Consider the following 26,723-nt stretch of genomic DNA (forward strand, 5'->3'; position numbering starts at 1 on the left):
CCGAGACGCAAAACGCCCCCGGCAGACCGGGGGCGTTTTTTGTTTTCTACCACACCGTCATTCCGGGTTCGCGCGCCCCGGAACGACGATGAAATAGCTTACCGCTCGAACGCCGCCTTCAGCGCGTTGAGGTGCGGCACCAGCGGGTTGCCGATCGCCACGTGCTCGACCGGCGGGGTGTGGATCGTGCTGTCGAGGCGGCGCACGCGAGTCTGCAGACTCATCGAGCGATGGATCAGGTCCTGGAGCTGCGCGGGCAGCTTCTCGACGGTGTCGGCGGGACCGGGATCGGCGGCGGTGAGCTTGACCTTGGTCTTCTCGCGGTTGGCCTGGCTCAGCGTCATCTCGCCCTCCTTCACCGCGCGGTGCAGCAGCAGCCAGGAAGCAAGCTGCATCAGGCGCGTGGTGAGGCGCATGCTCTCGGTCGCATAGGTGAGGCTGACGGCGCGATCGAGTGCCTTGGCCTCGACGCGGCCGGCGCCGTCGAGATAGGCGGCGGTCTCTTCGACGAGGTCCATGCCTTCACGGAACAGAGCGCCGAACGCCGCAGAATTGGTGAACCGCTCGCTGAGCTGAACGAGAGCGCCTTCGGCCTGCAAACGTTCCATGGTTAACGCCCCTTACGCAACTGTTTGACTGTCCGGCTTGGCGCCGGCTTATGATGAACAAATCATTGCGCGCCGGGAGCGCGGAGTCCAGTGACAAGCGCGGATATGGTTTCCGCGGGTCATTCCTCGCAATGCAACTGCGCGGATATTCTTGTTTCGACGCGTGTTCTGGACGCGAAGCGGCATCCGCTCCGCTTTGCGCAAAAAAAGAGCCGCCGGAGACCGGCGGCTTTGAAAGTTGATAACAGGGAGGCGTCAAACAGAGTGGACAGGAGCCACTCGGTGTCCAAACGAGGACAGTTCCAGTCATAAACCCGAAAGCTTAATCGACCGTAAACGAGCTAATTTTTTGAGAGTTCGTTAGCCATGTCGGCCAGCGGCCGAGTGGGTGCGGAACAAGAGTTGGCGGTCACCCAACTCAGCGACACACTCCGCCGTCATCCCGGACAAGCGGAGCGCAGATCCGGGATCCATAGCCACCGGCGGATGTGGTGACGGGGACTCGGAGTTGCCGGCCTCGCGCAACGACCTCGTCCTGGGAGTATGGGTCCCGGATCTGCGCGCGCTTGAGGCGCGCTTGTCCGGGACGACCGCTGTTGATGTGGCCGGCTACGTCTTGAAAATGCTGTTCGCCGCATCGCGCGAGGCGCGCTTCCTGGTGGCGGCTTCCTCCAGTCTTGCGATCTCGGTCTTGAGCAGTGCGACGCGCTCGGTCAGTTCCTCGACCGACAACAGTGAAAGATCCTGGCCGATCTCGTGCGTGATCTTCCTGCGCGGGCGGTCGTCGTCTTCCATCGCCATCCTCGTTCCTCCTGCGTTCGCGCGGACCACAATGCCGAGGCGGTTGCCAGCTTGGACCGCGCTGGCTAAGCAAGGGTCTCGTTGCATCCCGCACCTTTGCTCAAGGACCCATCATGGACAAGCTGCCCGCGCAAATGACCGTGATCGCCATCTCCAAGCCCGGCGGACCGGAGGTGCTGGTGCCGGAACAACGCCCCGTTCCGCAGCCCGGTCCGGACGAGATCCTGGTCAAGGTCGAGGCCGCGGGCGTGAACCGGCCTGACGTCGCGCAGCGCTCCGGCGCCTATCCGCCGCCGCCCGGCGCCAGCGACCTGCCTGGCCTCGAGATTGCGGGCGAAGTGGTCGCAGTCGGCAGCAATGCCAGGCGGCACAAGGTTGGCGACAAGGTGATGTCGCTGGTCGCCGGCGGCGGCTATGCGCAGTACTGCATCGCCCAGGATGCCCAGGCGATGAGCGTGCCGCCGGCACTGTCCATCAAGGAAGCCGGCGCGCTGCCGGAAACCCTGATGACGGTCTGGCACAACGTGTTCGAGCGCGGCGGCCTCAAGGCCGGCGAGACGCTGCTGATCCATGGCGGCTCCTCCGGCATCGGCACCATGGCGATCCAGCTTGCGAAAGCATTCGGCGCGAAGGTGTTCGTCACCGTGGGATCGCAGGACAAGATCGACGCCTGCCTCAGGCTGGGCGCCGACCGTGCCATCAATTACAAGACCGAGGACTTCGTCGCCGTGGTCAAGGCTGAGACCAACAACGTTGGCGTCAACCTGATCCTCGACATGGTCGCTGGCGACTATGTCGATCGCAACTATGATGCCGCGGCGGTCGATGGCCGCATCGTCCAGATCGCGACCCTCAACGGCCCCAAGGTCAGCGTCAACATCGCCAAGGTGATGGTCAAGCGCCTGACCCATACCGGCTCGACGCTGCGCCCCCGTACTAATGCGGACAAGGCGGCGATGGTGGCCGCGATCGAGGCGAAAGTGATCCCGCTTCTGCGCGAAGGCCGTATCAAGCCGGTCATGGACAGCGCTTTCCCGCTGGAAAAGGCGGCGGATGCCCACCGGCGCATGGAAACCAGCGCACATATTGGCAAAATTGTGTTGGAGGCCTAGGCCGCCGGCCCACAGGCCAGGCCGGAAACCCTTTGATTTTCCTCGCTTTCGTGGCATCTATCGCGACGCGCCGAACCACTTCGGTCCGGTTTGAATCGCCTTCTAGATTCGCCTTGCACTCAGAGTTTGCGTCGAACGCGGAGAATTGACCTTGCGTCTGATCAGATGCCTCGCGCCCATCGCGCTGGGCCTCATGATTCTTGTCGCCGCGTATCCCGCGCGCGCGCTGGACGCCGTCAGCGTCCGTAGCGACGCGCCCGCGATCGACCTCACCGGCGTGCTCGAGCATCAGCGCAGCGATGCCGATCGCATCCAGGTCTCCACCGCGCCCGGCACCGACGGCATCGTCCGCCGTATCGAGGTGCGCGCCCGCGAAGGCGGGCAGAACTGGGTGGTGTTCGCGCTCGCCAACAACACCGACGACCAGCTCGACCGCCTGATCGTCGCCCCGCACTATCGCATCGTCTCCTCGGGGCTGCTGTGGCCCGACCTCGGCCTGTCGCGCATCGCGACCATCACGCCCTCGATCGGCGACCGGCCGGAACGTCAGGAAAGCGCCACCGCCGACGTGTTCCGCATCACGCTCGACCCCGGCGCCGTCGTCACCTTCGTCGCGGAGCTGCGCACCGACAAGCTGCCGCAGCTCTATCTGTGGGAGCCGGAATCCTACAAGGACAAGGTCAATTCCTTCACGCTCTACCAGGGCATCGTGATCGGCATTTCCGGCCTGCTCGCGCTGGTGCTGACCATCCTGTTCGTCGTCAAGGGCAGCATCATGTTCCCGGCCGCCGCGGCGCTGGCCTGGGCGGTGCTGGTCTATATCGGCGTCGATTTCGGCTTCTGGGGCAAGGTGCTCGACATGTCGAACAACGCCGAGCGCATCTGGCGCGCGGCGGGCGAGGCCATCCTTGCGGCCACGCTGCTGGTGTTCCTGTTCGCGTACCTCAATCTCAGCCGCTGGCACGTGCGCTATTCCCACATCACGATCGGCTGGCTCGCCTTCCTCGGCTCCCTGGTGGCCCTGGCGCTGTTCGATCCGGCCGTGGCCTCCGGCATCGCACGCATCTCGCTGGTGCTGATCGCCTTCGCCGGCTTTGCGCTGATCGTCTATCTCTCCACCCACGGCTTCGACCGCGCGGTGCTCTTGATCCCGACCTGGTTCCTGCTGGTGGTCTGGGTGGTCGCGGCCGGCATGACCGTCGCAGGCTCCGTCACCAACGACATCGTCGGCCCGGCCCTGCTCGGCGGCCTCGTGCTGATCGTGATGCTGATCGGATTCACGGTGATGCAGCACGCCTTCGCCGGCGGCGGCGCCACCACCGGCATCGTCTCCGACATCGAGCGGCGGGCGCTGGCGCTCGCCGGCTCCGGCGATCTGATCTGGGATTGGGACGTCTCCGCCGACAAGGTGTTCACCAGCCCGGAAACCGAAGCCCTGCTCGGACTCAAGCGCGGCACGCTGGAAGGCCCCGCGGCGTCCTGGCTCGAGGTGCTGCATCCGCTCGACCAGGACCGTTTCCGCGCCGCGCTCGACAGCGTGCTCGACCAGCGCCGCGGCCGCCTGGTGCAGGATTTCCGCCTGCGCACGCCGGACGGTCATTTCATGTGGTTCGCGCTGAAGGCCCGCCCGGTGGTCGGCTCCGACGGCGAGGTCTCGCGCGTCGTCGGCACGCTCACCGACGTCACCGAGCTCCGCAACGCCGAGGAACGCCTGCTGCACGATTCCGTGCACGACAACCTCACCGGCCTGCCCAACCGCAAGCTGTTCATGGACCGGCTGGGCGCTGTCGCCAACTTCGCCAAGACCATGCCGACGCTGCGGCCGACGCTGATGGTGATCGATCTCGACCGCTTCAAGCAGGTCAACGATTCCGTCGGCATCGCGGTCGGCGATTCCATCCTGCTGACGCTGGCCCGCCGCCTCACCCGCATCCTGAAGCCGCAGGACACGCTGGCGCGACTGGCCGGCGACCAGTTCGGCCTGATACTGCTGTCCGAACAGGACCCGGCGCGCATCACCGCCTTCGCCGAGACCATCCGCAAGACCATCCGCGCGCCGATCGCCTTCAACGACCGCGAGATTTTCCTCACCGCCTCGATCGGCCTCGCCTTGTCCGACCCTCAGACGCAGCTCACGGACGAGATCATCAAGGACGCCGAGCTGGCGATGTACCACTCCAAGCGCATCGGCGGCGACCGCATCGACGTCTACAAGCCCGCCATGCGCGCGCGGAAGACGGACCGGCTGACGCTGGAGAGCGAATTGCGCCGCGCCATCGAGCGGCAGGAGATCACCATCCTTTATCAGCCGATCGTGCGGCTGGAGGATCGTTCGATCGCCGGCTTCGAGGCCCTGGCGCGCTGGGATCACCCGAAGCTCGGCCGCATGGCGCCGTCGGAATTCATCACCATCGCCGAAGAGACCGGGCTGATCGTCGACCTCGGCATGTTCGTGCTCGACCAGACTGCAAAGCAGCTCTCGGTATGGCAGCGCGCGATGCGCTCGCGCGACCCGATCTTCGCCTCCGTCAACGTCTCCTCGCGGCAATTGCTGCGCCACGATTTGATCCACGACATCCGCACCGTGCTGTCGCGCTCCTCGGTGGCGCGCGGTACGCTGAAGCTGGAGCTGACGGAATCGCTGGTGATGGAGAATCCGGAGCACGCGGCGCAGATGCTGACGCGGATCCGCGAGCTCGGCACCGGGCTGTCGCTCGACGATTTCGGCACCGGCCATTCCTCGCTGGCCTATCTCCAGCGTTTCCCGTTCGACACCATCAAGATCGACCAGTCCTTCGTGCGCACCACCAGCCGCGGCACCCGCCCGGTGATCCTGAAGTCGATCATCGCGCTCGCGCACGATCTCGGCATGGACGTGGTGGCGGAGGGCGCCGAGACCGATTCCGACGCGGTCGAGCTCTACCAGATGGGCTGCGAATACGCGCAAGGCTTCGCCTTCGGCGAGCCGATGGACGCCGATGCGGCGATGCGGCTGCTGACGGAAGTGCGGCTGGAAGCGGCGAGCTAAAGCTCTCTTATCTCACCCTCCCCTGGAGGGGGAGGGTCGATCGCGCGCAGCGCGAGCGGGGTGGGGTGATCGCTCCACTCGGGCACCGTTGGACGTGGAGAGACTGTCACCCCACCCCGGCTCACATTTCGCTGCGCTCAATGTGAGCCTACCCTCCCCCTCCAGGGGAGGGTAGGCAGCGTGGCCAGCCGCACTAGCGCCGCCTATCGTTCTTCTTCTTCGTAAACCGCACGCTCTGACCGTCCGGCATCCGCGTCGCCACGAAGCCGGCGGCGAGGCAGGCTTCGCGTTGCGGCATCTGGATGTCGGGGCTGCGCAGGCTGTCCCACCAGGAGGCACGATGCGCCGCGCGCGGCAGCGCTGCGCCGATGATCTCCTCGATCTGCTCGAAGCTCAGCACGAACTCCTCCTGCTTCTGCCGCATCAGATAGTCGCGCAACGCGTCGTAGTCGTTCACAAGCGTCCTCTCGTCCGAAGTCCCGTCCGGCCTGCCAAAAACCGTTCGACCCATACACCGATTCTTAACTCATTGCGGTAGCTCCGTCCTGCCTTAAACACTACGCAAGCTTTCGGGCGCATCCACTGGTATCGGGAGCGAACGATGCCCTTTGGATGGCGCGAAATCACGGCCCGGCGGCCATGGCGGATTTCGGCGAAGCTGCTGATCATCTCGTCCGTGGTGACGGTGATCGGCTTCTCGGCCATTTGCGTCAACGTCATGCTGGACATGCGCCGCGGCGAGGAGGCGCTCGCCCGCCAGACGCTGGAGAACCTCGCGACCACCATCGAGTCCGACATCGGCCGCAACATCGAAATCTACGACCTGTCGCTGAAGGCGGTCGCCAGCAACATGCTGCTGCCCGAGCTCGCGACTGTCTCCAAGACGATCCGCCACCTGATCCTGTTCGACCACGCGACGACGGCCCGGCATTTCGGCGCCATCCAGGTGTTCGATGCCGAGGGCCGGCTGATCATCGACGCTTCCACGCTCGATCCGCTCACCGAGAACCGGAGCGAGGAGGACTATTTCACGGTCCACCGCGACAATCCCGGAGCCGGGCTCTTCATCAGCCGCCCGATGCTGTTCCGCGGCGCCTATTCCATCGTGCTGAGCCGGCGCATCAGCGATACCGACGGCGGCTTCCTCGGAGTCGTCGCCGGCTCGATCCGCTTCAGCTATTTCCACGAATTGTTCGAGCGGCTGAACCTGGACCCTGAAGACACCATCACCGTGCTCAAGCGCGACCGCACCATCATGATGCGGCGGCCGTTCGATCTCGACGTCATCGGCACGAACCTGAACGACCGCCGGAGCTGGAAAGCCGACAATCTCCGGGCCGGCGCCTCCTATTCCGGACAGGGCCCGGTCGATCCGACGCCGCGGCTCTATGTCCGCAGCGGCGACAGCCGACCGCTATTCGTGGTGGCAGGCAAGCCCCTGGCCGCAGTGTTCGCACTTTGGCAGAGGGAGGCGTTGCGCATCGGCGCCGTGGTGCTGGTGCTCGCGTTGTTCGTGCTGGGATCGACGCTCGTGCTCGCGCGCGAGATCGGGCGGCGCGCCGAGGCCGAACGCAAGCTCGAGGAGATGGCGACGACGGATGCGCTCACGGGCCTGAGGAACCGCCGCAAATTCGATACCGTCATTGATGTCGAATGGCGGCGCGCGATGCGCCAGAGGGCGCCGCTCGCGCTCCTGATGATCGATGCCGATCATTTCAAGGCCTACAACGACACGTTCGGCCACCAGGCCGGCGACCAGGTGCTGGTCGGCATCGCCATCTGCATTTCAGATTCCGTGAGCCGCGCCGGCGACTGCGCCGCGCGCTATGGCGGCGAGGAATTCGCCGTGTTGCTGCCGAACACCTCGGCCGACGACGCCTTCAAAGTCGCCGAGAAGATCCGCCTCAAGGTGCAGGGCTGGTCCGACGATCAGGCGGCCTCGACGGTCTCCTGCGGAATCGCCAGCCTCGTGCCCGCCGCCGGCATGGACTGGCCGGTCCTGGTCGCCGCCGCCGACAAGGCGCTCTATGCCGCAAAAGCCGCTGGGCGCAACCAGTCGGTGGTCGCCAGCATTCCGAAGCTGTCGCGGGTGGCGTGAGGCTGCTCCACGGCTGTGGTGCGGCGCGACGCAATCCGCCACACCATCGGTGTCGTCCCGGCGAACGCCGGGATCCATAACCACAGGCAAGAGTTTGGCGAAGACTGGCCGTTCGGTACTTCGACCGAACGCGAGCGATGGATCACGCGGTATGGGTCCCTGCGTTCGCAGGGACGACACCGAGGAGTATAGCCGCCTACTGCCCCAGATACTTCTTCATCTCGGCGATCAGTCCGTCGCGCAATTCCGGGCGCTTCATGCCGTAGGCGATGTTGGCGCGCAGGAAACCGGGCTTGGAGCCGCAATCATGGCGCTCGCCCTCGAACTCGACGCCGTAGAATTTCTGCGTCTTGGCAAGCCCGATCATGGCGTCGGTGAGCTGGATCTCGCCGCCGGCGCCGCGCTCCTGGGTCTCCAGGATCTTGAAGATCTCCGGCTGAAGGATGTAGCGGCCGGTGATCGAGAGATTGGAGGGCGCCGTGCCCTTGGCCGGCTTCTCGACCATGCCGTCGACCTCGAACATCTTGCCGTTGCGCTTGCCGACGCCGCAGATACCGTATTGATGGGTCAGGTGATCGGGCACCGCCTCGACCGCGATCAGATTGGATTTTTCGCCAAGCGAGGATGCCATCTCGATCATCTGCTTCAGGCAGCCGGGCGTGTTGAGCACGAGCTCGTCGGGCAGTACGACCGCGAACGGCTCGTTGCCGACGATGTCGCGCGCGCACCAGACGGCGTGGCCGAGGCCGAGCGGCGCCTGCTGGCGGGTGAAGCTGACGGCGCCGGCTTCCGGCTGGTTCTGCGCCAGGATGTCCTGCTCGGCCTTCTTGCCGCGCGCGGCCAGCGTCGTGTCGAGCTCGAACATGCGGTCGAAATGATCCTCGATGACACTTTTGTTACGGCCGGTGACGAAGATGAAGTGCTCGATGCCGGCTTCCTTCGCCTCGTCATAGACGTACTGGATCAGCGGCTTGTCGACGATGGTCAGCATTTCCTTCGGCATCGCCTTGGTGGCAGGCAGGACGCGGGTGCCGAGGCCGGCGACGGGGAATACAGCTTTGCGAATTCTCATGTGATTGATCGAATACCTGGGGGCACATGTGACGGGAGCAATGGCATCTTGCTAGCCTGTTTGCAGCCGGCAACAAAGGCGGATGTGGGGCCTCGCCCGGTCGGAGTTAAGAAAAAGGCCGCCACCAAAATTTCACCTTTGTTAAGCTATTGGCAACGCTAACCGGGCCTCCTGTGGCGGATTTTTTCAGGCCGACGGGTGGGACATGATGCAAACGATGGCAGGGCTGGCAAAACGGGCGGGATTTCTGACCGGCGCAGCGATGGTCACTGCCGCCTCGCTGCTGCCGGCCTGCGCGCACGCCCAGGCGCAGAACGGCCTGTCCAACCTGTTCGGCGGCATCTTCTCCGGCGCCAATCCGGCACCTTCGCAAGCGCCTCCCGTCAACGGCGGCGCTCAACCCTGGAGCGGCGAGGACGGCGCCTCGGGCCATCCGTTGATGACGGCCGCCGCGATCCGCGAGGCCGCCGGCAATTTCAGCAATTGCGTCGCCGCGATGTGGCCCGATGCCGCACGGCGCGGCATCACGCAGGAGAATTTTCAGCGTTTCACCGCAGGCCTTGGTCCCGACCTGCGCATCATGGACCTCATGGACTCGCAGCCGGAGTTCACCAAGTCGATCTGGGACTATCTCGACATCCTGGTGAACGACAACCGCCTCGCCAAGGGCCGCGAAATTCTCGCCAAGTACAAGGCGCAGTTCGACGCCACCGAAAGGGCCACCGGCGTCGACCGCTACATCATCGCCTCGATCTGGGGCATCGAGTCCAATTACTCGACGCAGATGGGCGACCGCAGCGTGCTGCAATCGACCGCGACGCTCGCCTGCATCGGCCGCCGCCAGGCCTATTTCAAGGACGAGTTCCTCTCCGCGCTGGAGATCCTCAACCGCGGCGATCTCAGGCCTGAGCAGCTGCGCGGCTCCTGGGCCGGCGCCTTCGGCCCGACCCAGTTCATGCCGACCGCGTTCAAGCGCTTTGCGGTCGACGGCGACGGTGACGGCAGGCGCGACGTCGTCGACAATCCCACCGACCTGATCGCCTCCACCGCCAACAACCTGAAGAAGGACGGCTGGCAGCCCGGCCAGACCTGGGGTTACGAGGTCGCGGTGCCCCAGGGATTCAACTACATGCTGGCCGACCGCGCCAAGGCGATGACGATCGCGCAATGGGAGAAGCTTGGGCTGAAGCGGGCGACGGGGCAGCCCTTCCCGCACCCGGCGGAGAAAGCCTATCTGCTGGCACCGGCCGGCGCGCAAGGACCGGGCTTCCTGATGCTGCAGAACTACCGCGTCATCATGAAGTACAACCCGGCCGAGGCCTATGCGCTGGCGATCGGCCATTTCGCCGATCGCCTGCGCGGAGGGCAGCCCTTCGTACAGCCCTGGCCGCGCCAGGAGCGGGAGCTGGCGCGCACCGAGCGGCTGGAATTGCAGCAGCTGCTGGCCCAGCGCGGCTTCTACAAGGGAACCCCGGACGGCCAGTTCGGCGGCCAGACCCGGGAAGCCCTGCGCAACTTCCAGGCCTCGATCGGGGTGCCCGCCGACGGATTTGCCTCATCGGACGTGCTGGACCGGCTGCGCGGGCGGTAAAATCGCGCCGAAAGTAACCCTGAGGCGGGATTTTGGCAGGCAGCCTTGACGCCAGCGGCTGTTGCCCGGCCTATGGAGAAGAATCTGCAAAGAGAATCGCCCGTTTGCGGCCTGATTCCGTTATTATATCGAGCTGCTTCCAATCCCCTCGCGCGCGCCCGAGATCGCATGTCGAAGAAGTCCCTGTTCAAGGTGCTGACCGAGACCGGCCCGTTGATCGCGCTGGGGACGGCGCTTGCGATTCTGGTCTCGGTCGCAGGACCTGCCTCGGCGCAGTTCTTCAACTTCCCCGGTTTCGGCGGCCCGCCGCAGCGCGCGGCGCCGCCACCACGGGGCGGAGGTGGCGGCGGATGGTTCGGCGGCGACTTCTTCGCACCGTACCCGCCGCAACAGCCGCAGGCGCCGCGCCAGGATTTTTCACGCGCGCCCGCGCCGGCCAAGCGCGACACCATTCCTGAGAAGAACGTGCTGGTGATCGGCGATGCCATGGCCGACTGGCTCGCTTACGGCCTGGAAGACGCCTACAGCGAGCAGCCCGACATGGGCGTGATCCGCAAGCACAAGACCACGTCGGGCCTCATCAAGTATCAGCCGAAGGGTGAGCCCGCGGACTGGGCGGCGGCGGCCAGGGGCATTCTCGAGACCGAGAAGCCCGACGTGATCGTCGTCATGCTCGGCCTCAACGACCGCTCCGCGATCCGCGAGCCCGTCGCCGACAAGGCGGCCGCGGAAAAGGACAAAGACAAGAAGAGCGACAAAGGCGCGCGCGCCAAGCCGCAGGCAAAGCCGGGCGACGCCAAGCCCGGCGAGACGAAGCCCGGCACCGATACCGCGGCCAAGCCGGACGACAAGCCGGCCGATGCCGATCTGCCGCAGGACGATGCCGACAATGCCGATACGCCCGCGGCGGCGCCGGAGAAGACCGCGCGCAACCCGAACGGCCTCTACGAATTCCGCGACGACCGCTGGGTCGAGCTCTACGGCAAGAAGATCGAGGAGCTCGCCAACATCCTCAAGGCCAAGGGCGTGCCGGTGCTCTGGGTCGGCCTGCCCGCAGTTCGCGGAACGAAGGGCACCGCGGACACGCTGTTCCTGGATTCGCTGTACCGTGAGGGTGCGGCCAAGGCCGGCATCACCTATGTCGACGTGTGGGACGGCTTCGTTGACGAGGCCGGCCGCTTCCTCCAGAAGGGCCCGGACTTCGAAGGCCAGATCCGTCAGCTCCGCAGCTCCGACGGCGTCTATTTCACCAAGGCCGGCGCGCGCAAGCTCGCGCATTATGTCGAGCGCGAGATCACGCGCCTGCTTGCGGGACGTTCCGGCCCGATCGCGCTGCCGAGCGAGCCTGCCACCCCCGATACCAGCGCCGAGCCGGGCAAGCCCGCGCCGCGGCCGCTGGCGGGGCCGATCGTGCCGCTGGTTGCAGCCTCGATTTCGACCGATCAATTGCTGGGCGGGCCGGGCACGCGTCCCGCTGCCGTCGATGCGCTCGCGGCCAAGGCCATGGTGAAGGGTGAACCGCTGGCGGCTCCGGCCGGCCGCGCCGACGATTATGCCTGGCCGCGCCGGGAAGTCGGGCGTGAGCAGGCCAAGGGCGACACGCCGATGGCCGCAACGACGCCCGACGGCGGCACGGCTCAGGGGGCGCCAGGAACGGCCGCGGTGATCGCGCCGCCGAAGCTCGCGCCGAAGAAGCCGCAGGTCGCGCCGCAGCAGCCGGCCCAGGCGACGCCCGCAGGCCGGGATTTCTTCGGGTTCGGCTTCGGCTCTCCGCAGCCGCGCCAATGGACGCCGGCCCCGGGGCCGCGCAATCCGAATTCCAATCCAGGGATTCCGCGCCCGCCTGCCAATGTCGGGCGCTCGGCGGAGATATTCCGTTGATTTGAGATGTCATTCCGGGGCGCACGCGGCGCGAGCCCCGGAACGACGTGGTATTGGCTCGGCCCTAAAGCGCGATGAGATTTGGATGAATCGTCATCGCGCGTTAGATTGTTGTTTACGCATGATCTTTCCGGAAAACCGCTTCGCACTTTTCCGGATCATGCTTTAGTAGCGCCAACGCGGCGGCGGGCGGCGCGCGGGTCGGGACATCAGGAGCGCCAGCGCGAAGCCGATGCCGCCGGCGACAAGCAGCGCGCCGAGCGGGTTGTCCTGCACCTTCTGCGCGATCGCCTTCGAGCCGTCGCGGAAGGTCTCGCCGCTGTTCTCGTAGGCGTCCTTGGCATAGCTCGCGGCGGTGTCCGTGGCATCACGCACCGCATCCTTGGCCTGGCCGTAGAGGTTCTGCACCGTGCCTGCAGCCTCCCGTGCCTTGCCCGACGCCTGCGTCTTCGCATCGCCTGCGACGTCTCCGATCGCGCCTTCCGCGCGTCCGGCATATTCCTTGGCCGATCCGACAATCCGATCCGTATCCATGTTGCTCCTCCTCGGGGGTCAACCCAAGTAACCGATCAGGAGCAGTGCAGTTCCAAGGGATCAGAGAATGAGACCGCCATCGACAACCAGCGTCTGGCCGATGATGTAGGACGACAGCGGCGAGGCCAGGAACAGCGCCGCGCCGGCCATGTCGGCCGGCGTGCCCAATCGCCGCAGCGGGATGCGCGCGAGCGCGCCTTCGAGCCGCTTCGGATTGTCGGTCGTCACCTTCGTCATCTTGGTGTCGACGAGCCCCGGCGCGATGCCGTTGACGCGGATGCCGTCCTCGGCCCAGGCCTCGCCCAACGTCCGCGTCAATCCGACCGCGCCGGTCTTCGACGCGTTGTAGGCGGGATTGCCCATGGTGGAATGATAGGCCGCGGTCGAGGACACGATGATCAGCGCGCCCTTCGCATCCCGCAACATGGAATGAAAGCGCGTCGCGCAGGCCATCAGGCTCATCAGGTTGACCTCGACCACCTTGCGAAAGCCGGCCATCTCGAACTCGCCGCGGCGATAGAGCACCGCGCCCTGCGCGAGCACGAGTATGTCGAGCCTGTCGAAGGACGGCTTGAACGCCTCGATCGCTCCGGCATTGCTGACGTCGAGCTGGGCATAGTCGAGCCCCGTGAGATCGGAGCCTTCCTCGATGGAATATTCCGCAGGCCGAGCACGCGTGCCGCAAACCGCGACATGCGCGCCTCTGGTGCGAAAAGCCTGCGCGATGCCGTTGCCGATGCCGCTGGAACCGCCGACCACCAGCACCTGCTTGCCCGAGAAATCGAGTTCGTTCGCCATCGCGGCCTCCCCTTTCGTCTTGCTTGTTTGACCTGTCTGCGGATCGATGCCAGCCTTGTCAATCACAACAAGAACAAGCACAGCGCGAGGAAACAGCATGTCCGACTTCAGGGAGCTCAGCCGGTCCGTGAAGGGCCTCACGGTTCTCGTCACCGGCGCGGCCAGCGGCATGGGGCGCGCGACCGCGCGCGTGTTCGCCGCCGAGCGGGCGAACGTGGCCGTCACGGATTTCGACGAGCAGGGCGCGCATGTTGTCGCCAGGGAAATTGCGGCGAGCGGTGGCGCAGCAAGGGCGTGGAAGCTCGACGTCGCCGACGGCGGCGAGATCAAGCGCGTGGTCGGCGATGTCGCCGCGCATTTCGGGGCAATCGACATCGTCGTCAACAACGCCGGCATCTCCGTGCGTGTCGCGATCGACGACGAGGCCTATGAGGACGCCTGGGCCAAGGGCATCGCCGTGATGCTGACGGCGCATCCGCGCATCATCCGTGCTGCGCTGCCCCATTTGCGCAAGTCGAGGAGCCCGCGCATCGTCAACATCGCCTCGACCGAAGCGCTCGGGGCCACCGCATTGCACAGCCCGTATTCGGCAGCGAAGGGGGGCGTTGCGAGCCTCACCCGCTCGCTGGCGGTGGAGCTCGGCCGCGAGGGCATCACCGTCAACTGCATCTGCCCCGGACCGATCCGCACCGCCATCACCGACCGCATCTCCGAGGAGCACAAGACCATCTACGCCAAGCGCCGCACCGCACTCGGCCGCTACGGCGATCCTGAAGAGGTCGCGCATATGACGCTGAGCCTGTGCCTGCCGGCGGCGTCGTTCCTCACCGGCGCGGTGATCCCGGTCGACGGCGGGCTGATGGCCCGCAACGCGTGAGAGCCATGCGCTCGAAGCGTTGACAACGACTGACGCGGGAGTAGCTTTTTCGTCAACAGAGCGGGGGTAACCGCTCGCGACCCGCGGGAGAGAACGTCATGACGATCGCCATCCGGCAGCTTCAGAAGCATTTTGTCGGCGAGGTTTCCGGCCTCGACTTGCGAAAGCCGCTCACACCGGATGAAGCGCGCCAGGTCGAGGCGGCCATGGACAAATATGCGGTTCTGGTTTTCCACGACCAGGACATCACCGACGAGCAGCAGATGGCTTTCGCGCTGAATTTCGGCCAGCGCGAGGACGCGCGCGGCGGCACCGTGACCAAGGAGAAGGACTACCGGCTGCAATCCGGGCTGAACGACGTCTCCAATCTTGGCAAGGACGGCAGGCCGCTGGCGAAGGACAGCCGCGCGCATCTGTTCAATCTCGGCAACTGCCTCTGGCACTCCGACAGCTCGTTCCGTCCCATCCCGGCAAAATTCTCGCTTTTGTCGGCGCGCGTGGTGAACCCGAAGGGCGGCAACACCGAATTCGCCGACATGCGCGCGGCCTATGACGCGCTCGACGACGAGACCAAGGCGGAGATCGAGGACCTCGTCTGCGAGCACTCGCTGATGTATTCGCGGGGATCGCTCGGCTTCACCGAATACACCGACGAGGAGAAGGAGATGTTCAAGCCGGTGCTGCAACGGCTGGTGCGGACCCATCCCGTCCATCGCCGCAAGTCGCTGTATCTCTCATCGCATGCCGGCAAGGTCGTCGGCATGAGCGTGCCGGAGGGACGGCTGCTGCTGCGCGACCTGAACGAGCACGCGACGCAGCCGGAATTCGTCTACGTGCATAAATGGAAGCTGCATGACCTCGTGATGTGGGACAACCGCCAGACCATGCACCGCGTCCGTCGCTACGACCAGTCCCAACCCCGCGACATGCGCCGCGCGACGGTGGCAGGGACCGAGCCGACGGTGCAGCAGCAGGCGGCGGAGTAGGCGCGTCTTGTTCCGCTGTCGTCCCGGACAAGCGAAGCGCAGATCCGGGACCCAGAATCACCGAACGTGGTTTGGCGAAGACTCGGAGTGACCGGCCTGCCTCGAACGTCGTCCTGGGAGCATGGGCCCGGGTCTGCGCGCGCTTGAGGCGCGCTTGTCCGGGACGACAGCAGAGGGTGACGCACGACACCGGAGGATGTCGCGGGTGCGGCTATAGCAGCTACGCGTGCCCGGCCTCGTTCGAGAGCATGCCGGGATCGATGCCGATCTTCTGCAAGGCGCGGTTGTACTTGTCGTCGACGTCGTCGCCGAAAATCAGATCCGCATCCGCATCGCAATGCAGCCAGCCGTTGCTCTGGATCTCCGTCTCGAGCTGGCCCGGCGCCCAGCCGGCATAGCCGAGCGCGAGGATGGCGTGCTTGGGACCGGAGCCGTTGGCGATCGCGCGCAGGATATCGACGGTCGCGGTGAGGCAGACGCCATCATCGATCCGCAGCGTCGCATTCTCGATGTAGAAGTCGCTGGAATGCAGCACGAAGCCGCGGCCGGTGTCGACCGGTCCGCCCCGCAGCACCTTCATGCTTTCGGCATTCTCCGGCAGCTTGATGTGCTCACCCTTCTTGATGATGCCGAGCTGCTGCAACAGCTCTGGGAAGTCGATGCTGCCGGCGGGGTGGTTCACGATGATGCCCATCGCTCCCTCGGCCGAATGGGCGCAAAGATAGATCACCGACCGCTCGAACCGGGAATCGCCCATCACGGGCATCGCAATCAGGAGACGGCCGTCGAGATAACCGGCCGAATTGGGCAGTGCGGGGCCCGAGCTGCGGGTGCTTTCGCCCGTCCTCTTGCCTGTGGGAGCCATCGGTGAAGCACTCCGGTTTCAATTCCTATCCTGATGTCGGGCTGGTCCGCTGTCAAATCAAGGCTTGCACGGGCCTGATTCAAGTGCACCATCACAAGCAATTCAATGGTTTGGCCGGGGGCCACCCTGTAAAGACGTACCATGCTCACAAGAGTTCCCCTGCGTGCGGCGATTGGCGTCGCGACAACCCTGCTTGCCTCGTCGTTGGCCATCGTAGCACGTGCCGATGACGCTTCGCCGTGGCAGCGCGACGGACATTCCGCGGTGCGGCTGTTGGCGGGATCGCGCAGCGGCGCGGTCCTGCTTGGCGGTATTGCGTTCCAGCTCGAGCCCGGCTGGAAGACCTATTGGCGCACACCCGGCGATTCCGGCGTTCCACCGCGGTTCGACTTCTCGAAGTCCGAGAATGTCGAGGCGGTGACGATCATGTGGCCGGCGCCGCTGAAATTCAACGACGGCGCGGGCGGCCATTCGATCGGCTACCACAACCAGATCGTGCTGCCCTTGCGCATCGTCGCCAAGGCCGCCGACAAGCCCGTGATCTTGCGCGCCGAGATCAATTACGCGGTCTGCGAGAAGCTCTGCATTCCCGTCGAGGCCAGCGCCGAGCTCGGCTTCAACAGCGTCGCCTCGACCGAGGATGCGAACTTGCGTGCTGCGCTCGACACCGTGCCCAAGCCCGCCAATATCGGCGACCCCAATCCGCTCACCATCCGCGACGTCAAGCGTGACGGGCCCAAGAACGTGGTGGTCGACGTGGTGACGCCGGACAGCCGCAACGTCAATCTGTTCGTGGAAGGGCCGACGCCCGATTGGGCGCTGCCGATTCCGGCGCCGGTGCCGCACAGCCCGCCTGGGGTGATGCGGTTCTCTTTCGAGCTCGACGGACTGCCGCCGGGCGCCAAGCCGGATGGTGCGGCGCTGAAATTCACGCTGGTCGGGCCTGACAAGGCGTACGAGTTCAATACGAATTTGAATTAGCGCCCCACCCAACCGAATCTTAACGAATGGTTGCTAGTCCCCTGGCATGCCGCAGCATGCGGGATGCCTGGGGACTGTTCGACGTGGCCGTGATGGACGCACAACCCGGAACGACCGGACCGGCCGGGCTGATCGCGCGGCTGCGGGCCAAGCTGACGGGCGGATCGACCGAGGCGTCGCTGACGCGGCGACTCGCCGGCACCATCTTCGTCATCCGCGTGATCAGCGCGGGGCTCGCCTATGTCTCGCAGGTTCTGCTTGCGCGCTGGATGGGCACGTCCGAGTACGGCATTTATGTCTATGTCTGGACCTGGGTGCTGCTGCTCGGCAGCATGATGGATTTCGGCATCTCCGCCTCCGCGCAGAAGATCATCCCGGAGTACCGCGCCAGCGACGCGCAGGCGCTGCTGCGCGGCTTTCTCTCCGGCAGCCGCTGGCTGACCTTTGCCGTGTCCGCGCTGGTCTCGCTCGCCCTTGCCGGCATCGTCAAGCTGCTGTCGCCCTGGATCGATCCGGCCGAGGAACTGCCGCTCTATATCGGCTGCATGACGCTGCCCGCCTTCGTCGTCGCCAACACCCAGGACGGCATCGCGCGCTCGCATGACTGGATGCAGCTCGGCCTGATGCCGCAATTCATCATCCGCCAGGCGTTGATCATCGGCCTCACGGCCGCGGCCTTCCTGCTCGGCTATCATCTCGGCGCGGTCGCCGCGATGGTCGCGAGCGCAGGTGCGGTGTGGATCGCGATGACCGGGCAGATGCTGGTGCTGAACCGCAAGCTCGCCGATCACATCGGGCCGGGCCCCAAGGCCTACGACATCAGGGGCTGGCTCGCCATCTCACTACCGATCCTGCTGGTCGAGAGCTTCTACCTGCTGCTCTCCTACACCGACGTGCTGGTGCTGCAGCAATTCCGTCCCTCAGAGGAAGTCGGCGTCTATTTCGCTGTGGTGAAGACGCTGGCGCTGGTCTCGTTCATCCACTACGCGATGTCGGCAACGACGGCGCATCGCTTCGCGGAATACAATGCGCTCGGCGACAAGGCGCGCCTCTCGGCCTATGTGGCGCACGCCATCAACTGGACGTTCTGGCCGTCGCTGGCTGCGACCATCGTGCTGCTGGCGCTCGGCAAGCCGCTGCTGTGGCTGTTCGGGCCGCAATTCGTGGTCGGCTACGACATCATGTTCGTCGCCGCGATCGGGCTCGTGGTGCGCTCCGCGATCGGCCCGGTGGAGCGGCTGCTCAACATGCTCGGCCAGCAGAAGATCTGCGCGCTGGCCTATGCACTGGCCTTCGTGATGAACGTCGTGCTCTGCATTGCGCTGGTACCGCCCTATGGCGGCCATGGCGCCGCGGCCGCGACCTCGATCTCGCTGACCTTCGAGACGGTGCTGCTGTTCTGGATCGTGCGGCAGCGCCTCGGACTGCACGTGCTGGCGTTCGGCCGCCGCACGGCTTAACCGTCGCGCCTTCAGCCGCTCTGAAATGCGACGACCGCGGCATCCGCCACCAGCAGCGCGTCGAGCATCTTGCGGCCTGACGTATCCGCCTGCATCAGTGGGTCGGACTTGAACATCGCCTTGAGATAGCTCGAGACGGCCCGGATGCGCGGCACGAACTGGAGGTCGCTGTGGACGTTGATCCAGACGTCGCGCGTCGTCGACATCTTCTCGTGCAACACCGGAACCAGATCGCTGCGGCCAGCCACCGCAAAGCTCGGCAGCAGCACAAGGCCGATGCCGCCGGCCGCGGCGTTCATCTGCGCGATCATGCTGTTGGAGTGAAAGCTGACCGGAGGATTGCGGATGATGTCGTCGAGCCAGCGCACCGAGTCTAGCTGGATCAAATCGTCGATGTAGGTGACGAAGCTGTGGCGCGCGAGGTCCGCGAGCCGTTCGGGCATGCCCTCGCGAGCGAGATAATCTTGTGAGCCGTAGAGGGCGAGCTGAAAGCTGCCGAGCCGCTCGGACACCATGCCCTGTCCCGGCGGACGGAAGAAGCTCAGGAAAAGATCGGCCTCACGGCGATTGACTGAGACCGCCTGCGGGGAGGTCAGGAGCTCGACGGTGAGATCGGGATAACGTTGCCGCAGCGGTGCGAAGCGGAATGCGAGATAGAGCGAGGCGATACCTTCCATTGTCGCGAGCCGGACGCGGCCCGCCATCCGGCTGCCGCCGCGCTGCACGTCCTGATGCATCGCAATGACAGCGCTCTCGATCCGCTCGGCGTGACAGAGCAGGCGCTCGCCGGCTTCGTTGACACGCAACCCCTGCGGCGAACGCTCGAACAGCGTCGCGCCGAGCGCGCATTCGAGATGCGCGATCCGCCGGCTGATGGTGGATTGGTCGACCCGCAGACGCTTGGCCGCGCTGCCCAGGCTGCCGCCGCGGGCTGCGTGAAGAAATATCTTGAGGTCGTCCCAGTCGAGTGCGTTGAACTCCTGCATGTCCACCAGACAGCAAGCGTTGTGCCAGCGACGTACGGTGGGACGGATTGTCGCCCCCTGCAAGCCGTCTTGCAGGATTGTCTGTATCGAGGCCCCGGGGACGCCACTAGCCTGTCCTGAACCAAGGACAAAGCCATGCTTCCTCGCTTCAAGGCCGCCGCGGTCCATGCTGCGCCAGTCTTTCTCGACCGCTCGGCGACCACAAAGAAGGCAATCTCGCTCATCCGTGAGGCAGCCGCCGCCGGCGCCGAGATCGTGGCATTCTCCGAGACGTTCATTCCTGCATTCCCGGTATGGGCTGCGCTGTGGGCTCCGATCGACAATCACGACCTGTTCGTCCGCATGGCTGACCAGTCCGTGCTGGTCGACGGCCCCGAGATCAAGGCGATCCGCGACGAAGCGCGCGCGCTCGGCGTCGTGGTGTCGATCGGCATCAGCGAGAAGTCGCCGGCGAGCGTCGGTGCGATCTGGAATAGCAACCTCCTGATCGGCGAGGACGGCGAGATCCTCAACCACCACCGCAAGCTGGTGCCGACCTTCTACGAGAAGCTGATCTGGAGCGGCGGCGACGGCGCGGGCCTGCGCGTCGTCGAGACCAGGCTCGGCAAGATCGGGCAACTGATCTGCGGCGAGAACACCAACCCGTTGGCACGCTATTCGCTGATGGCGCAGGGTGAGCAGCTTCATATTTCGAGCTGGCCGCCGGTTTGGCCGACCCGCCGGCCGGCCGGTGGCGGCAATTACCACATCGCATCAGCGACCCGGATCCGGGCGAGCGCGCATTGCTTCGAGGCAAAGGTGTTCGGCCTCGTCACCGCGGGCGTGCTCGACAAGGCAGCGCGCGACATGCTGGTGGCGCGCGACGCCTCCGCCGCCGCCGTGCTCGACGCGACACCGCGCGCGGAAACCTTCTTCCTCGATCCGACCGGGGAGCAGATCGGCGAGGCGCTGCGCGACGAGGAAGGCATCCTCTACGCCGAGATCGATCTCAACCGCTGCGTCGAGCCCAAGCAGTTTCATGACGTGGTCGGCTACTACAACCGATTCGACATTTTCGACCTCAGCGTCAACCGCCGCCGGCTCAATCCCGTGTCCTTCACCGGAAACGCGGCGTCCCAGCCGGACGCGGAGAGCGATCACATCGATGCCGGGTCGTGAGCCCGGCTCATACCCAACCGCAATGCACCGGCCGATCCGGCGGTGATCAAACATGGAAGGTGAGTCATGAAGCTCGATCGTCGTCAGATTCTGCTCGGAAGCGCCGGCGCCGCTGCCGGTCTCGTGCTTCCAGGTAGCGCCGCCTGGGCGCAGACGCCGGCCAGCATCGGCACCTTCCCGGACGGCGTCACCGCGGACTCGGTCTTCGTCGGACTGACCATTCCGCTCACCGGGGTCTTCTCCGGCGACGGCGGCGATCTCAAGCTTGGTTACGAACTGGCGATCTCGGAGATCAACGCGGGCGGCGATGCCGCGAAGAAATGGGGCCTGCAAGGCAAGGGCGTGCTCGGCCGCCAGATCCGCTACAAGGTGTCCGACACCGAGGGCAAACCCAATCTCGACGTGCAGAGCGCCACGCAGTTCATCCAGCGCGACAAGGCGATCATGCTTTCAGGCTCGGTGTCGAGCGCCAGCGCAATCGCGCTGGAGGAATTGGGCTCCCGCGAAAAGGTGCTCTACATGGTGGGCATCGCCGGCTCCAACGACATTACCGGCAAGAACTGCCAGCGCTATGGCTTCCGCTCGCAGCAGAACGCCTACATGGCCGCCAAGGCGCTCGCGCCTGTCGTCGCCAAGGCGCTCGGCAAGAACATGAAGACCGCCTTCCTGGTGCCAGACTATACCTACGGCCACACGGTCTATGACAGCTTCGCGACGTTCTCGAAGGAACAGGGCTGGCAACAGGTCGCCAAGGAAGTGGTTCCGCTCGGCACCACCGACTATTCCTCGGCGCTTCTCAACATCGCCAACAGCGGCGCGGACGTGTTCGTCAACATCGCCTTCGGCGCCGACGCGGTCGCCTCGACCAAGCAGGCCGAGCAATTCGGCGTGCTCAAGAAGATGAAACTGGTGGTGCCTAACCTGTCCTCGTTCCAGGACAAGGAGCTCGGCGCCGAAATCATGCAGGGCGTCTATGGCAGCTGCGACTTCTGGTGGACGCTGTCGGATCGCTATCCGCTCGCGAAGGGCTTCGTCGACGCCTTCGTCGCGAAGAACAAGTATCACCCGCGCTGGGGCGCCCATATCGGCTACATGCAGACCTATCTCTGGGCGCTGACGGTCGAGCGGGTGAAGAGCTTCAATCCGGTCGACGTCATCAAGGCGATGGAGGCCTCGAAGGAGCAGCCCTACGAGACCACGATCGGCAAGGTCTATTTCCGCGCCGAGGATCACCAGATGGTGCGTCCGATCCCGGTCCTGCGCGGCAAGGCGCCGGCGGCGATGAAGGGGCCCGAGGACTATTACGAGATCGTCGACGTTGCCGAAGGCGAGAGCGTGATGAATCCGCCGGACCTGTTCGGCTGCAAGCTCGGCTCCTATACCTGAGCCGCCCGGATGCCAAGCTGGCCCGCCCTCGCCTCGCAGGCCTTCAACGGCCTCGCCCTCGGTTCGCTGCTGGCGCTCGTCAGCAGCGGCCTGACCATCATCCTGGGCACGCTCGGTGTCCTGAACTTCGCCCACGGCGCGTTGTTCGCCGTGGGCGCCTATGCGGCCTTCGTCATGCTGCAATACACCCAGTCGTTCCTGCTCGCGATTGCGGTCGGCTGCGGCTTCATGCTGGTGCTCGGCTTCCTGCTCGAGCGCCTGATCATCCGCTTCTTCTACGGCCGGCCGCATGAAGACCAGATCCTCGTCACCTACGGCATCGGCATCGTGCTCGTGGAGTGCGTGCGCGCCGTCTTCGGCGGCAATGCGCAGCGCGTGCCGACGCCGTCATGGGGACAGGGCGCTACGCAGCTCGGATTCCTGATCTATCCGACCTATCGCCTCCAGCTCATCGCCATCATCGCAACGCTGCTGGTCGGCCTCTATCTCGTTCTCTACCGCACTTCGATGGGTCTCGTGGTTCGTGCCGGCATCGAGAACCCCGGCATGGTCGGCATCCTCGGCATCAATCTGCGGCGCACCTTCCTCCTGGTGTTCGCAATCGGCGTCGTCGCAGTCGGCCTCGCCGGAATGCTGTATGCTCCGGTCGTCGCGGTGACCCCGGACATGGGCGCGAATTTCATGGCGCAGTCCTTCGTCGTGATCGTGCTCGGCGGCCTCGGCTCGTTCCCGGGCGCCGTGGTCGGAGGGCTGATCGCCGGCGAGATCGTCAGCCTCACCAGCGCGTTCAACTCCTCCTATTCGGAAGTGATGCTCTACGCGCTGATGGCGCTGCTCCTGGTATTGCGCCCGCAAGGCCTGTTCGGCTCGGAAGGACGGGTATGAACACGTCGCGATCGGGCGGGCTGCGGAGCCACATTCCGGAGCTCGCGATTCTTGCCGGGCTGATTGCGGCACCGGTGGTGCTGCCGCATCTTGGTTTTTCCATCGACCTGCTGACGCGGGTGCTGAACTGGGGACTGATCGGGCTCGGCTTCGACATACTGTTTGGCCTCGCCGGCCTCCTGTCATTCGGCCAGGCCGCGTTCTACGGCGTCGGCGGCTTCGTCACGGCGTATCTGCTGGTTTCCGGCACGCTGAGCAGCGTGTGGCTGGCGCTCGCCGCGGGCACGATATCGGCCGGCGCATTCGGACTCGTCGTCGGCTGGCTCGCGGTGCGCCGCATCGGCATCTACTTCACGATGATCACGCTGGCGTTCGGCCAGATGGCCTATTTCATCGAGAACTCGCCGCTGTCGCACTATACCGGTGGCGAGAACGGCATTCCCGGAGTGCCGGTGCCCGTGCTCGGCTTCGGCGAGCATGCCATCCGCATCGGCGCAGGCCTGCCGATGTACGTGCTGTTCGCGGTGATTTTCTTTGGTGGCTACGTACTGGCACGCCGCATCGTCCGCTCTCCCGTGGGCGCGATCCTGCTCGCGATCAAGGAGAACACCGCGCGCGTCGCAATGCTCGGCCACAACGTGCCGGCCTACAAGCTCGCAGCCTTCGTCATCGCCGCGCTCTACGCCGGACTCGCCGGCGGCCTGCTCGGCTCGTTCCAGAGCTACATGCCGCCGGACGCGTTCTCGCTGGAGACGTCCGGCCAGCTCGTGGTCCAGACCATCGTCGGAGGCGCCAACACCCTGATCGGACCGCTGGTCGGCGCCGCGGTCTGGCTGTGGCTGCGCGACAATCTCCAGCTCATTCCCGGCCTCACCACGCTGTGGAAGCTGGTGCTCGGCATCGCCTTCATCGTCCTGGTCGTCGGCCTGCGTCGCGGCATCTGCGGCGAGATCATCCATTGGTGGACCGAACGCCGAACTCTCGCCGCGCGGCAGGCCGCAGAGGCCGTGACCGAGGCGATCGAGGCCGGCGGCGCGGTGAAAACTGCATCGAGCAGGGGACGCGACACCGCCCTGCCATTGCCGTCACCCGCCACCGGCGACAGCGACATTGCCCTGGAAGCCTGCGCGCTGGCGCGGCACTATGGCGGGCTGAAGGCGGTTGACGGCGTCTCGTTCAAGGTGCGCTGCGGCTCCATTCATGCCGTGATCGGCCCGAACGGCGCCGGCAAGAGCACGCTGTTCAAGATGCTGCTGGACGAGGTCAGCCCGACCTCGGGTCATGTGCTGTTGTTCGGATCGCAAGTGACCGGCCACGGGGTCAGCCGGACCGCGCAGTTCGGCATCGCCAAGTCCAACCAGTTGAACCAGCTCTTTCCGAATCTCTCGGTGCGGAAGAATTTGCGCATCGCCGCCTTGGCGCGCTGCCGCGGACCGCTGCGGATCGACCTGCTGCGAACGGCCAACAGCCTGCCGGAGGTGGAGGCACAGATCGACGCGATCATGGCGCTGCTCCATCTTGCAACGCGCGCCGACACGCCGGCGCACATCCTCGCCTACGGCGAGAAGCGCCGGCTCGAGATCGGCATGGCGTTTGCGACGAGCCCGAAGGTGCTATTGCTCGACGAGCCCCTCGCCGGCATGAGCCCGTCGGAACGCGCCGCGACCTGCGCACTGATCCGCGACATCGCCCAGACCTGCACCATCGTCATCGTCGAGCACGACCTCGACGCGATCTTCGGCCTCGCCGAGCGCATCACCGTGCTCTACGAAGGCCGCCTGCTCGCCGACGGCACGGCGGACGAGATCCGCGGCAACCAGCAGGTTCAGGATGCTTACCTCGGAGGGCTTCACGCGCATGAGCCTGCTTGAAGTCGACCGCATCAACACGCTTTACGGCGATTCCCATGTCCTGTTCGACCTCTCGATCCGGGTCGAGGAGGGCGAGGTCGTGGCGCTGCTCGGTCGCAACGGCGCCGGCAAGACCACGACGCTGCGCTCGATCATGGGTGTGCTCGCTCCGAGGAGTGGCGAGATCCGGCTCGATGGCAAGCCGATCAGCGGTCTCGCTCCATCCGCCATCGCTAACATGGGCGTGCAGCTCGTCCCCGAGGAGCGCGCGATCTTCGGCGGCCTCACGGTAGAGGAGAACCTGCGCATCGCGGCCTTGACCGCGCCGAACGCGTGGTCGTTCGAGCGCATCTACGGTGTGTTTCCGCGCCTGAAGGAACGACGCAAGTCTCTCGGACGAACGCTGTCGGGCGGCGAGCAGCAGATGCTCTCGATCGCCCGCGCGCTGATCCGCGACGCCCGCATCATCCTGCTCGACGAGCCGTTCGAGGGACTGGCGCCGCTGATCGTGCGCGATCTCGTCAACGTTGCCGCAGGTCTTGCCCGCGAGGGACGCACCATGATCGTGGTCGAGCAGAACGTCGCCGCAGCGCTGAGCTTCGCCACCCGCGTCTACGGCCTCAACAACGGCCATGTGGTGTTCGAGGGCACCTCCGCCGAGCTTACCGCCAACCCTGACCTGGCGCGGGATTTCCTCGGCGTCGGCGCGTGAGCACCGCGAACGGCTGTTTCGCGAGAGGGCACCGATTTGGGCGAAACGACTGTCTGTCGCCGCCCCGCGGAAATATTTCTCTTATTTGATCCAACGACTTGCCCGTCAGGGAAAGTTTATTCTACGTCGTATTGCCCATCCGACGAGATCAACCTAAGATTCCCCTGATATGTTCGATCCACTCTACGTCGCTTCCGGATTCGCCGTCGGCCTGCTTGTCGGCATGACCGGCGTCGGCGGTGGCTCGTTGATGACGCCGCTGCTGATCCTGTTGTTCGGTGTCCACCCTTCCACCGCGGTCGGCACCGACCTGCTCTATGCCGCTGCCACCAAGACCGGCGGCAGCGTGGTGCATGGCTGGTCGCGCAGCGTGCACTGGCCGGCGGTGCTGCGGCTCGCCTGCGGCAGCATTCCGGCCAGCGCGGTGACGCTGCTGGTGCTGTGGAAGCTCGACCTCAAGAGCGATGCCGAGCGCAGCCTCGTCAATCTGGTGCTGTGCTTTGCGCTGCTGCTGACTGCAACCTCGTTGATTTTTCGCAAGTCGATCATGGACCGCTATCGAAAGCGCCTCGAGCAGGTCGACGCGCGCACCACTTTGATTGCGACCGTGATCACCGGCGTCGTGCTGGGCGTGCTGGTCTCGATCTCCTCGGTCGGCGCCGGCGCGGTCGGCGTGACCGTGCTGCTGCTGCTTTATCCGCGCCTGCCGATGGCGACCATCGTCGGCTCCGACATCGCCCATGCGGTGCCGCTGACACTGGTCGCCGGCATCGGACATTGGGCGCTCGGTGACGTCGACTGGGCGCTGATGGGCGTGCTGCTGCTGGGCTCTCTGCCCGGCATCATCGTCGGCAGCTATAGCGCGACGCGCGTGCCCGAGACGGTGCTGCGGCTGACGCTTGCCTGCGTGCTGTTCGTGGTCGCCGGCCGGATCGTCTTCGCGGAACTGAACCTGTCGTCGGCCATCGTCACGGCGCTGGCCTGGAGCCATTGAGGCCGGGACCGGACGACAGAATCGTAGGGTGGGCAAAGCGAAGCATGCCCACCATTTCAC

23 protein-coding genes are annotated in these 26,723 nt (G+C 65.5%); 15 read left to right on the forward strand and 8 right to left on the reverse strand.

Translation table 11 applies throughout. The annotated features are described in order from the left end of the window. Positions 1–98: 98 nt before the first annotated feature. On the reverse strand, positions 99–608 hold the full coding sequence (gene rcdA / locus ACM42_RS21100) for a protease adaptor protein RcdA (protein WP_271529730.1): 510 nt from the start codon (positions 606–608) through the stop codon (positions 99–101). Between the two features lie 609 nt (positions 609–1,217). Continuing rightward, the gene (locus tag ACM42_RS21105; RefSeq protein ID WP_271529731.1) at positions 1,218–1,409 is read right to left on the reverse strand and encodes a DUF1192 domain-containing protein; all 192 of its coding nucleotides are present in this window, start codon (positions 1,407–1,409) and stop codon (positions 1,218–1,220) included. A 113-nt stretch (positions 1,410–1,522) separates the two neighbouring features. Here ACM42_RS21105 and ACM42_RS21110 point away from each other — a divergent pair, with 113 nt between their 5' ends. Both ACM42_RS21110 and ACM42_RS21115 read left to right on the forward strand, forming a co-directional pair. After that, positions 1,523–2,521, forward strand: a complete 999-nt coding sequence (locus ACM42_RS21110) for an NAD(P)H-quinone oxidoreductase (protein ID WP_271529732.1) — start codon at positions 1,523–1,525, stop codon at positions 2,519–2,521. Positions 2,522–2,672: 151 nt separating this feature from the next. After that, positions 2,673–5,549 carry an EAL domain-containing protein gene (locus ACM42_RS21115; RefSeq protein ID WP_061880935.1) on the forward strand — a complete coding sequence of 959 codons (2,877 nt, stop codon included), beginning with the start codon at positions 2,673–2,675 and terminating at the stop codon, positions 5,547–5,549. 193 nt (positions 5,550–5,742) lie between these two features. Here ACM42_RS21115 and ACM42_RS21120 read toward each other — a convergent pair whose 3' ends face one another. Next, positions 5,743–6,006, reverse strand: a complete 264-nt coding sequence (locus ACM42_RS21120) for a DUF7662 domain-containing protein (RefSeq protein WP_271529733.1) — start codon at positions 6,004–6,006, stop codon at positions 5,743–5,745. A 144-nt stretch (positions 6,007–6,150) separates the two neighbouring features. On the opposite strand from ACM42_RS21120, the gene ACM42_RS21125 reads away from it, so the two are divergent. Next, complete coding sequence (locus ACM42_RS21125) at positions 6,151–7,647, forward strand: sensor domain-containing diguanylate cyclase (RefSeq protein ID WP_271529734.1); 1,497 nt, start codon at positions 6,151–6,153, stop codon at positions 7,645–7,647. Between the two features lie 196 nt (positions 7,648–7,843). On the opposite strand, the gene ACM42_RS21130 is transcribed toward ACM42_RS21125, so the two are convergent. Then, positions 7,844–8,719 carry a UTP--glucose-1-phosphate uridylyltransferase gene (locus ACM42_RS21130; RefSeq protein WP_271529735.1) on the reverse strand — a complete coding sequence of 292 codons (876 nt, stop codon included), beginning with the start codon at positions 8,717–8,719 and terminating at the stop codon, positions 7,844–7,846. A 205-nt stretch (positions 8,720–8,924) separates the two neighbouring features. Between ACM42_RS21130 and ACM42_RS21135 the strand changes: the two genes are divergently transcribed. Continuing rightward, a complete protein-coding gene (locus ACM42_RS21135; RefSeq protein WP_271529736.1) occupies positions 8,925–10,310 on the forward strand; it encodes a lytic murein transglycosylase in 1,386 nt (461 codons plus the stop codon). Between the two features lie 168 nt (positions 10,311–10,478). Beyond that, a complete protein-coding gene (locus tag ACM42_RS21140) occupies positions 10,479–12,191 on the forward strand; it encodes an SGNH/GDSL hydrolase family protein (protein WP_271529737.1) in 1,713 nt (570 codons plus the stop codon). Between the two features lie 165 nt (positions 12,192–12,356). Here ACM42_RS21140 and ACM42_RS21145 read toward each other — a convergent pair whose 3' ends face one another. Continuing rightward, complete coding sequence (locus ACM42_RS21145) at positions 12,357–12,725, reverse strand: CsbD family protein (RefSeq protein WP_271529738.1); 369 nt, start codon at positions 12,723–12,725, stop codon at positions 12,357–12,359. 60 nt (positions 12,726–12,785) lie between these two features. Beyond that, positions 12,786–13,523: an SDR family NAD(P)-dependent oxidoreductase gene (locus ACM42_RS21150; RefSeq protein WP_271529739.1), complete on the reverse strand. Its 738-nt coding sequence runs from the start codon at positions 13,521–13,523 to the stop codon at positions 12,786–12,788. Between the two features lie 97 nt (positions 13,524–13,620). On the opposite strand from ACM42_RS21150, the gene ACM42_RS21155 reads away from it, so the two are divergent. Beyond that, positions 13,621–14,400 carry an SDR family NAD(P)-dependent oxidoreductase gene (locus ACM42_RS21155; protein WP_271529740.1) on the forward strand — a complete coding sequence of 260 codons (780 nt, stop codon included), beginning with the start codon at positions 13,621–13,623 and terminating at the stop codon, positions 14,398–14,400. 98 nt (positions 14,401–14,498) lie between these two features. Then, a complete protein-coding gene (locus tag ACM42_RS21160) occupies positions 14,499–15,386 on the forward strand; it encodes a TauD/TfdA dioxygenase family protein (RefSeq protein ID WP_271529741.1) in 888 nt (295 codons plus the stop codon). A gap of 220 nt (positions 15,387–15,606) precedes the next feature. Here ACM42_RS21160 and ACM42_RS21165 read toward each other — a convergent pair whose 3' ends face one another. Further along, positions 15,607–16,251, reverse strand: a complete 645-nt coding sequence (locus ACM42_RS21165; protein WP_028178395.1) for a YqgE/AlgH family protein — start codon at positions 16,249–16,251, stop codon at positions 15,607–15,609. Positions 16,252–16,392: 141 nt separating this feature from the next. Between ACM42_RS21165 and ACM42_RS21170 the strand changes: the two genes are divergently transcribed. Continuing rightward, the gene (locus ACM42_RS21170) at positions 16,393–17,232 is read left to right on the forward strand and encodes a protein-disulfide reductase DsbD domain-containing protein (protein ID WP_271529742.1); all 840 of its coding nucleotides are present in this window, start codon (positions 16,393–16,395) and stop codon (positions 17,230–17,232) included. An 83-nt stretch (positions 17,233–17,315) separates the two neighbouring features. After that, positions 17,316–18,692 carry a flippase gene (locus ACM42_RS21175; protein ID WP_271529902.1) on the forward strand — a complete coding sequence of 459 codons (1,377 nt, stop codon included), beginning with the start codon at positions 17,316–17,318 and terminating at the stop codon, positions 18,690–18,692. Between the two features lie 11 nt (positions 18,693–18,703). On the opposite strand, the gene ACM42_RS21180 is transcribed toward ACM42_RS21175, so the two are convergent. After that, positions 18,704–19,678 (reverse strand): LysR family transcriptional regulator, encoded by a 975-nt coding sequence (locus tag ACM42_RS21180; protein WP_271529744.1) that lies wholly within the window; start codon positions 19,676–19,678, stop codon positions 18,704–18,706. A gap of 135 nt (positions 19,679–19,813) precedes the next feature. Here ACM42_RS21180 and ACM42_RS21185 point away from each other — a divergent pair, with 135 nt between their 5' ends. From ACM42_RS21185 to ACM42_RS21210, 6 genes are all read left to right on the forward strand, one after another. Then, the gene (locus ACM42_RS21185) at positions 19,814–20,836 is read left to right on the forward strand and encodes a carbon-nitrogen hydrolase family protein (RefSeq protein WP_271529745.1); all 1,023 of its coding nucleotides are present in this window, start codon (positions 19,814–19,816) and stop codon (positions 20,834–20,836) included. Positions 20,837–20,902: 66 nt separating this feature from the next. Further along, positions 20,903–22,222 (forward strand): substrate-binding protein, encoded by a 1,320-nt coding sequence (locus ACM42_RS21190; protein WP_271529746.1) that lies wholly within the window; start codon positions 20,903–20,905, stop codon positions 22,220–22,222. Between the two features lie 9 nt (positions 22,223–22,231). Continuing rightward, entirely contained in the window at positions 22,232–23,107 is an 876-nt protein-coding gene (locus ACM42_RS21195) for a branched-chain amino acid ABC transporter permease (protein WP_014439677.1), read from the forward strand. Further along, positions 23,104–24,978: a branched-chain amino acid ABC transporter ATP-binding protein/permease gene (locus ACM42_RS21200; protein ID WP_271529747.1), complete on the forward strand. Its 1,875-nt coding sequence runs from the start codon at positions 23,104–23,106 to the stop codon at positions 24,976–24,978. The genes ACM42_RS21195 and ACM42_RS21200 overlap by 4 nt, the downstream gene beginning before the upstream one ends. Continuing rightward, the gene (locus tag ACM42_RS21205) at positions 24,965–25,669 is read left to right on the forward strand and encodes an ABC transporter ATP-binding protein (protein WP_194389927.1); all 705 of its coding nucleotides are present in this window, start codon (positions 24,965–24,967) and stop codon (positions 25,667–25,669) included. The genes ACM42_RS21200 and ACM42_RS21205 overlap by 14 nt, the downstream gene beginning before the upstream one ends. 169 nt (positions 25,670–25,838) lie before the next feature. Continuing rightward, positions 25,839–26,663 carry a sulfite exporter TauE/SafE family protein gene (locus tag ACM42_RS21210; protein ID WP_131871933.1) on the forward strand — a complete coding sequence of 275 codons (825 nt, stop codon included), beginning with the start codon at positions 25,839–25,841 and terminating at the stop codon, positions 26,661–26,663. Positions 26,664–26,723: the final 60 nt, after the last annotated feature.

The organism is Bradyrhizobium sp. CCBAU 25338, from assembly GCF_028128965.1.
In the GTDB taxonomy this organism is placed as follows: domain Bacteria; phylum Pseudomonadota; class Alphaproteobacteria; order Rhizobiales; family Xanthobacteraceae; genus Bradyrhizobium; species Bradyrhizobium liaoningense.